We start from the raw sequence: 13236 nt of genomic DNA, 5'->3' as shown, positions 1-13236 counted from the left end.
CGAGCAGAAGGAAATGTGAAAAAATTGGAAAAAGAAATCGGGAAACTAGAAAGAGAAGCACCGCACCAACAGAACGGAAAACGAATAGTACAAGGAATGCCAAAAGCAGGAGGCCAAAGCCATATACATATTATCGTTAGCCGCAAGGATGCATCAAACCGATTCAGTTTGTCACCTGGAAGTAAATATAAAGCTTCCGACGTTGAATTAAATGGTAAAACGGTAAAACGGGGATTTGATAGAGATGGGTTTTTTGAGAAAGCAGAAAAGACTTTTGATAAGACTTTTGGCTATCAAAGGAACTTCGCTGAAACTTATAAGGCAAGAAAGGATTTCATTAAGAATCCGAAAATCTATTTTGCATCATTGATGAAACTGCCCACCAATGAAAAAGCATTAGCGTTCAAAATAATGGAAAAAAGTGGCATTCCTATGATGCCGAGTATTCCTGTTACGAAGGTACAATTGGCGATGAAAATTTTTAATAGGCTACGACGTGGTGCAGAGGTGGCCATTAAATCAAGTTCCATAGGAATCTAATTTAAAATTATGCAAATGGACAATCTCGTAACGGTACTTTTTATTATTGGTTTGGCCAGTAGTGTTTTTTATGGAATATTTCGGATAAGCAGATATGCATTTGTCGTCAATTTTCTATTGATTGGTGCTTTTGTGTATTATTTAAATGAACAATTACCATTGTTTCAAATAGCACTTTATTTGGTTTGTCCTCTGACATTAATTAATATAGGAATGTATGTATTCTTGCATAAAACGGACGAGCCTAAAAGTGGAAATGCCAAATATCAAGTCAATTTTGCCACCACGAAAGGAAATTTTAAACTGGATAACATCAAACGAGGTGCATCCATAATAGGTTCTGCCGGAAGTGGAAAGACCGAGAGTGTTGTGTATGGATTCCTGAAACACTTTCAAAAAGAAGGATTTTGCGGAATTATTCACGATTACAAAGATTTTGAACTGACCGAAATGGCTTATCCACTCTTTAAGGATGGCGATATCCCATTTAAGGTCATTTCCTTTGATAAAATCATACATAGGGTAAATCCTATTGCGCCACGCTATTTAGAGAACGAGGAAAGCGTAAATGAGGTTTCAAGGGTGTTAATTGAAAACCTTCTGGAACAAAGGGAATCAGGAACAACTGGAACTACAAAATTTTTTAATGATGCTGCGGAAGGCTTGATTGGTGGATTGATTTGGAAATTAAAAACTACCTATCCACAATTCTGTACCCTTCCACACTTGATTGCCATTTATCAATATCTGGATACAGAAAGCCTTATCCAGTTTTTGGAAACCAATACCACATCGAGGGCAATGGCGGATGCATTTATTAGCGGAAAGGATTCCGAAAGGCAAACTGCAGGTGTGAAAAGCACCTTGGCAAATGCGCTTAAAAGAATCAGCACCCAACGGATTTTTATGGCATTGTCTGCGGATGAAGTACCACTCAATATAAATAGTCCTGAAAATCCTACCGTGATTTCGGTTGTGAACAATCCCAAATTTGAAACTTCGTATTCGCCTGTAATCGCCACCATTATCCATACCATTACAAAACAAATGAGTGTGCGCAATGCAAACCCTTCATTTCTTATGATGGAAGAAGCCCCCACTATTCGTCTTTTGAATATGCACCGCATCCCAGCAACCCTGCGGAGCTATAACATTTCTACGATTTACGTAATGCAGGACAAAATCCAAAACGATATGATGTATGGCGATAAGGCAAGCAAGGCAATTTTGAGCAATCTTTCCTATCAGTTTTTTGGCAAGGTCAACGACCCAGATACAGCCAAATACTATGAACGCTTTTTTGAGATTATCAAAGACCCAACAAAAAGTATAAGTCGTGGGCATAACTTGGATTTTGATACACGTATTACTACAGGCGAAAAGGAAATCCCGAAAATTAGAGCAGATGTGTTTTTCAGATTAAAACAGGGCGAGTTTATCACGTATGCTGATGGGAAAGATAAGAAGGTGCAGTTTAAATTGGCCAACATAAAAAGAGAGTTTCCAAAAGAATCGAAGCAATATTCTCAGGCGGATTTGGAGGCTAATTTTGAGAGGATTTTTGAGGAAGCGAGGTCTATATTTGAATAGTAAGGAAAAAAGACCTCACTTTCTTCGTTAACCTAAATATCATTGAGCTTTTCTGCATCTATATTGAGAAAAAGGATGGAATGAATCATCTATAGTATTCCAAAAACCGTACCATTAAAACTTATTCGCCGATTAATTCATTACTATCTGACTATAGTCAAATAGTAGATGGTAAACATAAAATGATTCTTTTCCCCCAAAATTTTTTGTGTGAACTGAACTGTAGGTATTTTGAAAAAAACTGTGAAAACTTTGGAATTTTAAATATTGAAGAGTATTGATTTCTATATCTTTTTTTAAAATACTATTGGCTTTTGTCATTACTTTGTGATGGTCTATATTCAAATTCTCAATGAAGGCTATTTGTCCCTCAAAAGGAAGCCTTAAATTGGTGTGATTTCTATTTGCTACTTTTCTAATGTCACCTATATAAGCTTTTGTGTCCGATAAAATTCTGATTCGTTTACATTCTATTGCAAAATAGACCTGATTATTTTTGGACATCCATTCGCTTTGAAGTCCTAATCTATCCACGTATATATCAATTTTATCGGGTTTCTGTTTAGAATCAACAAGGTCTATATATCTTTCTTGGGTTTCAGCAGCAAAATGAATATCTTCTAATTTTGAGATTTTATCTTTTAATAGGTGTTTTTTAACGTTGAGATAATTATCTACTAAATCAAATTTCAAATAGTCCTCAAATGATAATGTACTATTCTCTTTGACTGCATTAATAGAGTATGGATTTTTTGTTTTTTCCTTTAGACAAATCCCGTAACATTCGCATACGTAAGAAATTATTTGCTGTATTCTTTTATTAGTTATAGAAAAAGTATTTTTCCTATGTTGTATGAATTGGGATGCATCAGAAATCATTAACTTCATTACTTAAGTCATTAAACTCTGCTTGCTCAATAGTGTTTCTAAATTCTGCTGCGTCATACCAAGCGATGGCGCGATGCCAACATTTATACTCATTTGGTTTAATTATATAAAATGAATTATTTTCAAATCCCTTAATGTCCTTTTGTAGATACAAGTTTTTTAGAGGATCACGCGTATTTGTAATTTGAGATATACTTAAATTGTCTGCCAACCTTTGCAATACTTCTTTTTCATCAAATTTATCTTTTGGGTATATAATTTTTTCTTCCGGTTCTACATTTAAAAGAACAAAGTTCATTGCAATGAAATAATCTAAAATGTAAATCTCTATTTGAATAAATTCATCCTCGTAAAGGTTCCCAATTTCATTTAGGTAAACTTCTGCATATTTTTGTAGAACGAAATCTTGGTTTCTGTAATGATTAAAATTAAAGTGAGTGAAATCCGTAACCAAATCTTGCTTGCTTTCTTGGAATTGGTATCTCGAGACATTAAGGGCATAATCTATTAAATCTTTTTCATAGTCTTTAATTTCGTAAATTTCAGCAATTAACCCATTTATTTTTAAGAAAATCTTGTCATCAAATTCAGGCTCTCCTAGATTAAAATCTGAATAATGCTTTCGGAAAGAATTCAAAAATTCATCTACCAATTTAATAAGCTCCTCATTCAATGAATTATCTGGCTTATTAAAAGGAATGTTCAAAAATTCGTCTACAAATCGAATAGCGGGCCTTGTACCAACACCCCAAGCGCTCGCAATTAAAAACATATAATAAGTAGCCATTTCTGAAATCAATAAACCATAAATAGGCTTGATTATATTTTTATTAAATGAAGAGATTGCAAAAGTACCCTTTCTAAATACCGAGTCCGATTCGCAATAAGAAATGACTGGTTTATTCCAATTCTTACTCTGCTCCTTTAATAGAATTTTACTCCCTTTAAAAATCTCTATTTTTCTCCCTCTTGAGAGTTTGACATCTGCTTCTCCTAAAGTTTTGGCCTTATTTACCTGTGTATAGTATTCATTTATTTCACTATTTTCAACTATTGGCAGTCCAATTAAGTTTGGATATGGTTTTGCATCCAGCCCCCTTTCTATACCAGCTCCTTTGAAAGTAGTTTTCTCATCTATTAAATCTAATATTTTTAATGTATTTTGAGACTCTAACCTTTTTATAAATCCAAAATCTAAAATATTTCCATATAATGCGACTTTAAACATCCAATCATTTTCAACAAAATGTTTTTGAGCAATTTTCTTGTTGTCGTATTTTTCAATGACCAACATTTTAAAATACTTTAAAAATGAGTTCACCTTTATACTCAAATGTTCGACAGAATTTTCGAGATGATTTTCACTTTTCGCTTGGCGATAAAAGACTATCGAAGTTGGGCTCTCTTGCTGCTCGAAAAGAGATTGTTTGACAGCTGATAAATCTAAAAACTTATTTAAGCAGAAGGAAGTTAAAAATTTATGCTTAAATTCTCTGGTTGTAGTTGAAACATTATAAAAAACGGTGCTGGTTACTATTAAGGCTGTAACAGTATCAACTTGCATAAAATCATTCGAACGCAATAAAAAGGATTGTGCAATTTCTAATTTGCCCTTAATTTTTTTGCTATAAGTATTACTGGAATTGACCCATTCTAAGTGTTTATACGATTTATCTTTTTTCCAAGGCGGATTTCCTAAAATAAAATTAGGTTTTTGTCCTATAACAATCTCGTTGAATTTGTGGTCAAGATCAAAAAAATCTGCTTCAAATAAATTTTCTCCTAAGAAATTCGGGAAAGGATATTTTTCTATATCCTTTGGATTTTGGTAATCTAAGAGAGCGATATATATTGAAAAGCAAGTTACTTTTAAAGCCTCCGGATTAATATCAATACCAAAAAGATTGTTTTTAGCTATATTCCTGATAGATGTACTGAAATCCTTATTGTTCTCTTTGCCATTTAAGTTAATTTCTTTTTCAATCATCTTTCTTAAAGACTGGACTAAAAATATTCCAGAACCCACCGCAACCTCAAAAATCTTGCAGGAAGATGTATGACTGTTTTCTAAATACTTATCTATGGTATCATTTAAAATATATTCCACCAAAAAAGGAGGTGTATATACCGCAGCATCTAACTTTCTTTTTTCCTCATCAATTAATGACTCATAAATACCAGAAATTACTTCTACAGGAATAATTGAAAAGTCAAATATGTGAAAATAATATCCATCAAACAAGGTTCCTTGTTCTTGGACTTCTCCTTTAAAAACATCTGCTAGAAATTGAGATTGGCTTGAGGTTAATTTTATATCGAATTCTTTAAATAGAACCCCATTGAAATTTTTATTTAACTTAATAAACAAGCTGTCCAATTTGGCAGGATCCTGAATTATTTTACTAAAGCTAAATCTTTTCTCATCAATGCTATTTCCTGTGATTTCATCATCGTCAATTTTAACCCCTCTATCAATCAAATAACGAATAAAAATTAATCGGAGGATTAAGGAATTTGCTTCGTTTTCAGTAAGTCCATCAGGCTTACTTATTAAAATTTGTCTAACAGAGCTTATATTTTGAAACAATCGATCATTTACCCGTTTCCGAAAATTATTTTTCTTTGTATTTTCGAAATATTCATATTGCAACCATTTCCAAGTAAGTCCGCTTTGTAAATTCCAAAAAGAAAATTTTGATTGTCTTTCCTCTGCATTTAAGGGAATTTCTTCCAGAGTTCTTTCTTTTTTATGGTAATTAAGAGCATTGTAAACTTTTACATCTTGATTTTTAACAATAAAAATCACAGGCGAATTGTCAAACGACCATACTTGTTTATGAATATCTAATTCACGAGTTGACAGATGATTTTCATCAAGATAAAAAAAAAGCAATAAGGGTTGCTGATTAAAAACGTAATAAGCATCAGGATTAATTATTTCTAATTTCTGCTTAACTTCAGGGGCAAATCCATCATAGGAAATACCATCTGCTCTATCCATAAAATAGACAGCTCGGTGCTCAATTAGCCCTAATTGATTTAATATGTTATTTAATGGCTCGATTAGAAATCAAAAATTTATTTACACAAAAATAGAAGTTTTAATAGACCATCCATAAGATAAATTGTATTTGTTTTGTCAAGCGGAACAGAATGATGTTTTATTTAAGCCACATAAATTCCGAAAATAGTCTGTTTATCTTAAAAAGGCCCTTTATCCCTCGGTCCATTATGGGTTACCTTCCATTGGCCATCTTTTTGAACCAGTTTAAAAACACCCGGTTTTGGGTCATAAGCTGTTGCATATTTTACCCAAGCCACCTCGCCATCCATAGCCTCATCCACCACTTTAAAATTAGCTTCTGAATCTTTATCTTCAGTAAACATTGCTTGAATGCTTGAAAGGTTTGCATAGCCTTCCGAAGTGGTAAATTTTTTCAAGGTAGCTTCATCACCTTGATAAAAACTTTCGGCAACAACTTTAGCGGTTTCAGAAGGGGAAAGGTTCTTTTTTTCTGAACACGAGAAGAACAACAATACGAGCGAGCAAATGACTAAATTTTTCATAACGTTACTAATTTGGGTTATTGATATAACTATGTGATATTTTCAGTTCAATATTACGTTCGCCATCTTTTTCGTGCAGTTCAAAAATTGCTCTGCGGTCAATGGATAGCGAAAACTTCGGCAAGACATAAACAAACCGAACCGTTTCGTTTTCTGTGATTTTAGAAGGCATATTATGTTTGAAAATCGGTTCTTGATACAGTCGTTGTAACGATTTCTTTTTCCCCTTCTGTCTTGTTTCAACAGAGAGTTTTAAGAAATTCAAATCATAATCCAACGTAGAATTATTCTCAATCTGGATAACGAAGTAGAGTTCTTCCTTATCAAAAACAATATTCTCAACACTCAAAACGATACCTTCATTTCGCTTTTTAATTCGACCTATACGCTGGTTTCTGTTAAGAAGATACGAGCAGAATTTTTGATAGTAATATGTTCTATTATCTACACGTTCTTCAGAGGATTCAGCAAGAATAGAATCGACTTTAATCGGTTTCTCATTCCCTATACTATTGGATAACGAAATGAAATAATTGAGCTTAGACAGCTGTTTTTTATATCTTACAATATACGAAAAAATTGAACCATTTCTATTGACTACCAGTAGATTACTTTCTTTACCAGGCTTTGCTTGTAGAAGTCCAAAATACTGTTCTTTTTCACGATTGTAGGTAAAAACAAAATTATCTGAACCGGTTATACCTTGCCGAATAGGTTCAGGGAAGAATAATGCAACGTTTTTGGTGTCGTTAGCATATATGGTATCGAGGATTGTAGTTGTTTGCGCTTTCGCGAAAGCGAAACTTAAAACAAGAGTGGAAATTATGATATACTTTTTCATAAGAATGTGTTTTTAAATGCCCATTATGGGCTCATAATTTAGGTTTTAGAATTAATTTATAATTATTCAATACCGTAACTTTTACGTTTCGGTTGTTACGTCTGAGTACTTTGGATATACCACCAACTTGTGGTACGGTTGGAATGTTGATGTCGCCAATAATATCGTCCAAGACTTCGGTGGTGGCTTCAGCTCTAAAATTGTTCTCGACATAAATGCCCTCACTACCATCTGACAAATCGAATGCTTTGAGTTTAGTAGGATGATGTTTAATGTTCTCAATATCTATCAATGCACGGTTGGGCTGAAAGCTTATAAAACCAAAAATTGGTGTGTTTTTAGGCATCTGCTTACCGTTTATTGTTGCAGGTTTGGTAAGGCGCATTCGTAATCTGGTATTTACTTTCACAACTTGGTCGCCATCGACAACTACATATATGGTTTCATCAGTATTACCGATGATTGAAAACTCGTTGGGTTTTGGCGATGCGGCAAAGAACAATTGATGTTCTAAGCCTAATTCTTTGGCTTCAATTTTTTGTTCTCTTTTTACTTCAGTAGAATCAATTTTTGATACCGCTTTGCGAACAGTTCTTTTATGTCCTAAGTTTTGGTATCGTTTCGATGAATATTGAATTTTGCCAGCTTCATAGATGCTATCTACAATACGCTCTTTTTCGCGTTCTGGTAAATCTGGGTCGTAGAATCCCAAGGAATCAATCAGTTTTTCATCATAGATGCTCGGTGCATTGTTTTCACGTACTTCCTTTAAATCATTGATGGCATCCAGTTTGGAATCGTATTCTTTTTGATTTTCTTCCAAATCGGGTATCAAGGTCTGTTCAAGGTTTTCATTTTCACTTTCATCATCGCCCATAACCATTATAGAGTATGATATCAGGAAAATGAAGATTACTGCCAAAACCGCTGCAAATACTATTTTGTTCTTTTCTACTCTCATCTGTTGATATTTATTTGTTTTTAAAGGTCAGATGTAATTCGCCAACCAATATTTCGATTAGTATCAAAAACAGTTATGGCTCATTTCATAATCGTGGTTTATAAATGCCGATTATCGGCTCAATTTTCATTGTTAAGTTTTTTTAAGGTGTTTTCAAAATAATCGGTTATCAATAATCCGTGTGGATTGTTTGGGAAGTTCCGATTGACCATTATGAGGTTTCCAGTTGAAACCAGTTCGTAGGTGTCAATAATGGAACCTCTATTGATTTCAAAAATGGTGGTCGTAGTGAAACTATATGAACCATTATTTTCAATTATCTTTGAATCAATACTCAACACTTTCTGAACCAAGGAATATTGCAACAATCGGTTATAAACACCATCCGCTTTCTTTTGGCGATAAAGGTTGTCAACTGAACTATTGCCCAACCAAAGCGCTTTTTCCAAATTACGTTCATAGTTGCTCGCATCGATATTGTAGAAATAGTTATGGAATAGTTCTAAATGTGCCAAAGCTTCAACCCTGAAATTTTCTTTTTGGGTAACGAGTTTAAGCGGAATTATACTACCGTCGGTATTGATGGCAAAGGCACTGTTTATCGCACTTTTATGAGTAGTAAATGCCATCCAAACGGAAAATGTGCTAGCCAAAAAGGCACATACCACGACTGCTAAAACGATAAACCTATTCAACTTTAGGACATTGTAAATATTCTTATAAGGTGTTTTCATTTCGATTGGATTAATTGGTAAATAGCCTTAATGTGAAAGATGTTGCACGTCTGTATAGTTTAAATTTCAGAAATACGATAAAGCCAACCGAACCAAGCTGTACAACAGGAGCGAAGAATCCTTCGCCCACATCGGTGCCAAAAAGATTATTCCAAAAGTTTGTGTCTATTTCCGTGTAGAGTGCATTTACAAAAACGTTGACCAGAAAAAAAGCAGGAACGAGCATATAGACCGCTGCATACAATTTGAAAAAATTATAGGCGAGCGAACGGAATTTTTCGAATACTGCCAGACTGATGATTAATGGAAAAAATGCCTGCATAATTCCCAAAAGGAAAAAGCGTTCAGCCAAAAACAACGGATAAATAAAAAGGTCAAGAATCCAAAGGAAGATACCGATGATGAATGAAAATATCTTGAATCCATAGAGCGGTGTAACCAATGCTTCGTAAAGCAATGTCATTGCGTTTTTTGCAGCATCAATAAGGCTTACATCTTCTTCAATGGGAATATCCTGCATTTGTAAAGGCAATAATGTTGGTGCAGTACCTCGATACTGACCTTCGATAGCAACCAAAATACCATCGAAGAAACCTAAAACCTGTGTAGAGAAAATGACCAAGAGAATGACCGCAAAATTCTTGGCCAATTCGCCCGGACTCAATCCCCAAGTGTAACCGTCTTTGTCTGCAATACCCTCATTGTATTTTTTAAGAATGTTGACCAGAAAAAACAGAACAGCAAGTGTTTTCATCCCTGCAATAGTGTATTGCGAGAAGTTGCTGCTCTGTATGGTCTGGAACACCGCATCTATGTATTCCAACCCAATCCCTAAAAGTATAGTTGCGGTCATTTTAATATCCTGTTTCGCGGTTATTTACCTTATCCTGCATTTTTCTGAAGGAAATGATATCACGATAGCGTTTTGTTTTAGTGGTTATGCTGGAAACCATTTGCTTTGATTCCAACTCTTTTGCTTTAAGAATTTCGGCACGTTCGGCATCGCTCATTTTTAGATAGTCGCTGGACAGGATTTTATCAATAAAATCCACCGTGTCCAATGAATTTTGAACTATGGCATCGAATGATTCCACAACTCTTGAAACTTCATCTGGTTTGATGTAAGGCGAGTTTAAAATATCCTGTAAATCATTTTGCATTACATTGATAAGGCGTTGATTGTTGTCTGCAATTTCTTGAACTGCTCTAAGTTGCTGAACCACACTTGAAACCTTTTCGATGGCCTCTTTTGCATCTTTTAAAAATTTTACAGACTTAATCATTTGAGCTGTCTGCTTGCCAGATTCTAAGAGTTGTTTTACCAAGCTGATAAAATTGGTATTGTCATAAGTGGGCATTCCCTGTGCAGTAGCGTTACCCGACATAAATAAGGTCAATGCTACTGTCATTAGTAAAATTTTGATTTTTGTCTTCATAATATTATGTTTTAGATGTGAATTGAATTATTGCTTTTTCCATATCGTGATGCTCGTTGTAGAGCTTCATTATTTCTTCGTTTTCCTGACCATCGGTTAAGTAAGCCGCATAGACTTCCTTCGGAACTTCAAGACGGAATATGTTACTTTCCCTACCGATTTTAATAAACATTTCGGTGTACTTCCGTGGTCCGGAAAGGTTGTTTTTGATGGACTTTAATTGGTTTAAATCGTGGCTTGAAAGGTTGAGTCTTTTAACCAGTTCGTCATAACCTTTTTCATTGTTAAGGCTGTAAATGACCTGCGTATTTTCCAATATGCTGGCTGAAGTTGAATTGTTAGGCAATTGATTAATGGATTGTAGAATAATCCCAATCGCACCGTTTTGTTTACGTATGGCTTGATAGTAGAATTCTACGCTTTCCAGAACATTTTCAAACTTCAGTTGCTTGGCAAACTCGTCGAAAAGGATGATACCTTTTTCAGCACGGTTTTTCCAAATAGTTCTTTGGATGGCTGACTTTATCAGCTTCAACATTACAGACAAGATTTCCTTATTGTCCTTTACTTCATCCAGTTCAAAAACTATCAAGCGTTTGTCCTCGATTTTGTACGTCTGGTCTTCGCTCACTTCAAAAAGGAAACTATATAGACCATCACCGACATACTCGGACATTACGTGCAAAAAACTCGTGACGTTAAAGTAATCGGGATGGATTTTTAAGGTGTCCAGAAGGTCTTTCTGATTCCTTTCTATAAAGCTGTAAAAACCATCTAAAGAGTGATTTTCTGGAATGTTATCGTAATAATGACGCAGTATCTTTTTGACCGAAACTGATTGAGCTTTTGTAACTTTTAAATCTGAAGCAAACAGCTCGAATAGGAAAACTGATAAATCTTCCAAACGTTCTGGAGTGAGGTCATCTTGATGACTAATGTAAAATGGATTAATGCCCAAATTCTTCCCGCTCTCATAACGCAGTACTGTATATTTTTCAGGATAGAGTTTAGCAAACTTGGTGTATGAGCCACCCAAGTCGATAATAACGAGACGAACACCACTTTCAAAATATTGGCGCAGGATGTTATTGGCCAAAAAGGATTTGCCTTCGCCTGTTGGCGCAAAAATGGCAAAGTTTCTTGCCTTGATGCGTTTCTTCTTTTCATCCCAAACATCCTTCAGGACAGGAATGTTATGTTCACGGTCATTAAAGATGATTCCGGTGTTATCAGATTTATAGTTTGTATTGTTGATGAACAGGCAAAGTGCGTGCTTCAAATCTGTCACATACAAATCATTATTTGAGAAGTTGGAAGAGAAACAGCAGTAACTATTTAGGATGTAATTCTTACGTTCTTCGCCTCTTGGATAATACGGGATGATATCCAATTCCTTAAATTCGGTCTTTATTTTTGAGGTTATCTTGTCGAGCTCTTTGCCTTCTTTTGCCCAATAAACAATATTGAGATGACCACGTATAATCCGTGCATTGTCATCCGCATTGATTTGGTCTAGAATATGCTGAATTTTGCCTAGTACCACTTTGTTTTGAGAACCAAAATTGGAACTCTTGTTCAGTTCCTCAATCTTCTTGTCGAGCAGCTTGCGCCACTTTTGTTTATCATCGAGATAGATTATCTGGTTGACGATATGATTTTCATTAAGCGTAAGCCCAAGACCATCAATAAACCCTTGATGAAACACAAAATCATCTGATGTGAATTTCTCATTGGTTTTGCTACTCTGTACACTTTCGCCAAAGCACAGTTCGCTATTGATGGCAAGGGCATCAAAATGGTTTTCGCCAATATTGACGCTTTTCTTTTCCAGTATTATGTCAGTATCAAAGCCTTCGTTGAATCCATTGAAATAGGAACTAGTGAGCTTCTGAATCTCTTCCGCTTTAAGCGGAAGGAACGCCATTTTTCTGCTATTGTTTATAAAGGAAACAGAGTCGCTTACCGAATTGACGAAGCTTTTGATATTGTCATCCAGTTCTTGTACAATTCCTTTTGAAACCTTTCGGAAGGGATTGACGTATTTTGGATTGTTGAGGGCCTTGTTTTTGGTCAGGATGAAGAACAGATAACATTTATGCTCTATGTGTGTACGGCCTTTAAAATGTTCGTGGGTTGCTTTTTCTAAAAAGGTTTTATTCGGAAGCTGTTCCGAGGAATAGGATTTTTTCAGGTAGATATCCTGTTTGTGAACCACTGTTCCAACAGGCAAAGATTTTAAAGCCTGAAACCAAGCACCGTGCATATCTTCAAAATCCTTTTCGGACAAAGAATAGATTTCGGGTAGGTTTCCTTCAAAACATAATACCACATTGCCATTATTGGCAAATACGATATTATCTTGAATATCCGTAATGGGTTGATATGCCGAAAGATTAATCTTGTTCATAATCGAAGCCTGAATTTCTTTTGTTACTGATGATTTGTGGAAATGCTTTTGCCATTTGGAAAAGCTGCGGATTGTGGTTTATTCGAGTCAAGGCGACATATAATGCAGCATTGAATACCAGTACACCTATTATTATCCCAAAGCTGAAAGAGAAGATGATGATGAGCAAGGAAGCCAAAACGGAAACCATCATTAAGGCAAACAGGGAAATGGGCAGCCCAAAAATGACCGCCCTTTTCCTGATGTTTTTATAGACCTCAAACTTCTTCATC

At 35.0% G+C, this 13236-nt stretch carries 12 protein-coding genes; 2 read left to right on the top strand and 10 right to left on the bottom strand.

Annotated features, from left to right (window positions below; translation table 11 throughout):
* Both BUB91_RS17590 and BUB91_RS17585 read left to right on the top strand, forming a co-directional pair.
* Nucleotides 1–540: DUF5712 family protein (locus BUB91_RS17590; protein ID WP_254796110.1), on the top strand; the 540-nt coding region annotated here is incomplete at its 5' end.
* A 9-nt stretch (nucleotides 541–549) separates the two neighbouring features.
* The gene (locus BUB91_RS17585) at nucleotides 550–2130 is read left to right on the top strand and encodes a type IV secretory system conjugative DNA transfer family protein (protein WP_034886787.1); all 1581 of its coding nucleotides are present in this window, start codon (nucleotides 550–552) and stop codon (nucleotides 2128–2130) included.
* A gap of 132 nt (nucleotides 2131–2262) precedes the next feature.
* On the opposite strand, the gene BUB91_RS17580 is transcribed toward BUB91_RS17585, so the two are convergent.
* From BUB91_RS17580 to BUB91_RS17535, 10 genes are all read right to left on the bottom strand, one after another.
* Nucleotides 2263–3009 (bottom strand): hypothetical protein, encoded by a 747-nt coding sequence (locus BUB91_RS17580; RefSeq protein ID WP_008610926.1) that lies wholly within the window; start codon nucleotides 3007–3009, stop codon nucleotides 2263–2265.
* Nucleotides 2999–6019, bottom strand: coding sequence for an Eco57I restriction-modification methylase domain-containing protein (locus tag BUB91_RS17575; protein WP_081868416.1), 3021 nt, complete (start codon nucleotides 6017–6019; stop codon nucleotides 2999–3001). The genes BUB91_RS17580 and BUB91_RS17575 overlap by 11 nt, the downstream gene beginning before the upstream one ends.
* 200 nt (nucleotides 6020–6219) lie before the next feature.
* The gene (locus tag BUB91_RS17570; protein WP_031427455.1) at nucleotides 6220–6585 is read right to left on the bottom strand and encodes a hypothetical protein; all 366 of its coding nucleotides are present in this window, start codon (nucleotides 6583–6585) and stop codon (nucleotides 6220–6222) included.
* 7 nt (nucleotides 6586–6592) lie between these two features.
* Complete coding sequence (locus tag BUB91_RS17565; RefSeq protein ID WP_031427456.1) at nucleotides 6593–7426, bottom strand: DUF4138 domain-containing protein; 834 nt, start codon at nucleotides 7424–7426, stop codon at nucleotides 6593–6595.
* 31 nt (nucleotides 7427–7457) lie between these two features.
* The gene (gene traM, locus BUB91_RS17560; RefSeq protein ID WP_031427457.1) at nucleotides 7458–8387 is read right to left on the bottom strand and encodes a conjugative transposon protein TraM; all 930 of its coding nucleotides are present in this window, start codon (nucleotides 8385–8387) and stop codon (nucleotides 7458–7460) included.
* Between the two features lie 119 nt (nucleotides 8388–8506).
* Nucleotides 8507–9121, bottom strand: coding sequence for a conjugal transfer protein TraK (locus tag BUB91_RS17555; RefSeq protein ID WP_031427458.1), 615 nt, complete (start codon nucleotides 9119–9121; stop codon nucleotides 8507–8509).
* Nucleotides 9122–9131: 10 nt separating this feature from the next.
* Complete coding sequence (locus BUB91_RS17550) at nucleotides 9132–9974, bottom strand: hypothetical protein (protein ID WP_031427459.1); 843 nt, start codon at nucleotides 9972–9974, stop codon at nucleotides 9132–9134.
* Nucleotide 9975: 1 nt separating this feature from the next.
* Entirely contained in the window at nucleotides 9976–10557 is a 582-nt protein-coding gene (locus tag BUB91_RS17545) for a hypothetical protein (RefSeq protein WP_031427460.1), read from the bottom strand.
* Nucleotides 10558–10561: 4 nt separating this feature from the next.
* Nucleotides 10562–12964, bottom strand: coding sequence for a TraG family conjugative transposon ATPase (locus BUB91_RS17540; RefSeq protein ID WP_031427461.1), 2403 nt, complete (start codon nucleotides 12962–12964; stop codon nucleotides 10562–10564).
* Entirely contained in the window at nucleotides 12951–13235 is a 285-nt protein-coding gene (locus BUB91_RS17535; protein WP_073100513.1) for a hypothetical protein, read from the bottom strand. The genes BUB91_RS17540 and BUB91_RS17535 overlap by 14 nt, the downstream gene beginning before the upstream one ends.
* Nucleotide 13236 lies beyond the last annotated feature (1 nt).

Origin of the sequence: Leeuwenhoekiella marinoflava DSM 3653 (genome assembly GCF_900129005.1) — a bacterium.
GTDB classification, from domain to species: Bacteria; Bacteroidota; Bacteroidia; order Flavobacteriales; family Flavobacteriaceae; genus Leeuwenhoekiella; species Leeuwenhoekiella marinoflava.
The sequence above is the reverse complement of the archived record's forward strand: the minus strand, read 5'-3'. Positions and strand labels throughout refer to the sequence as shown.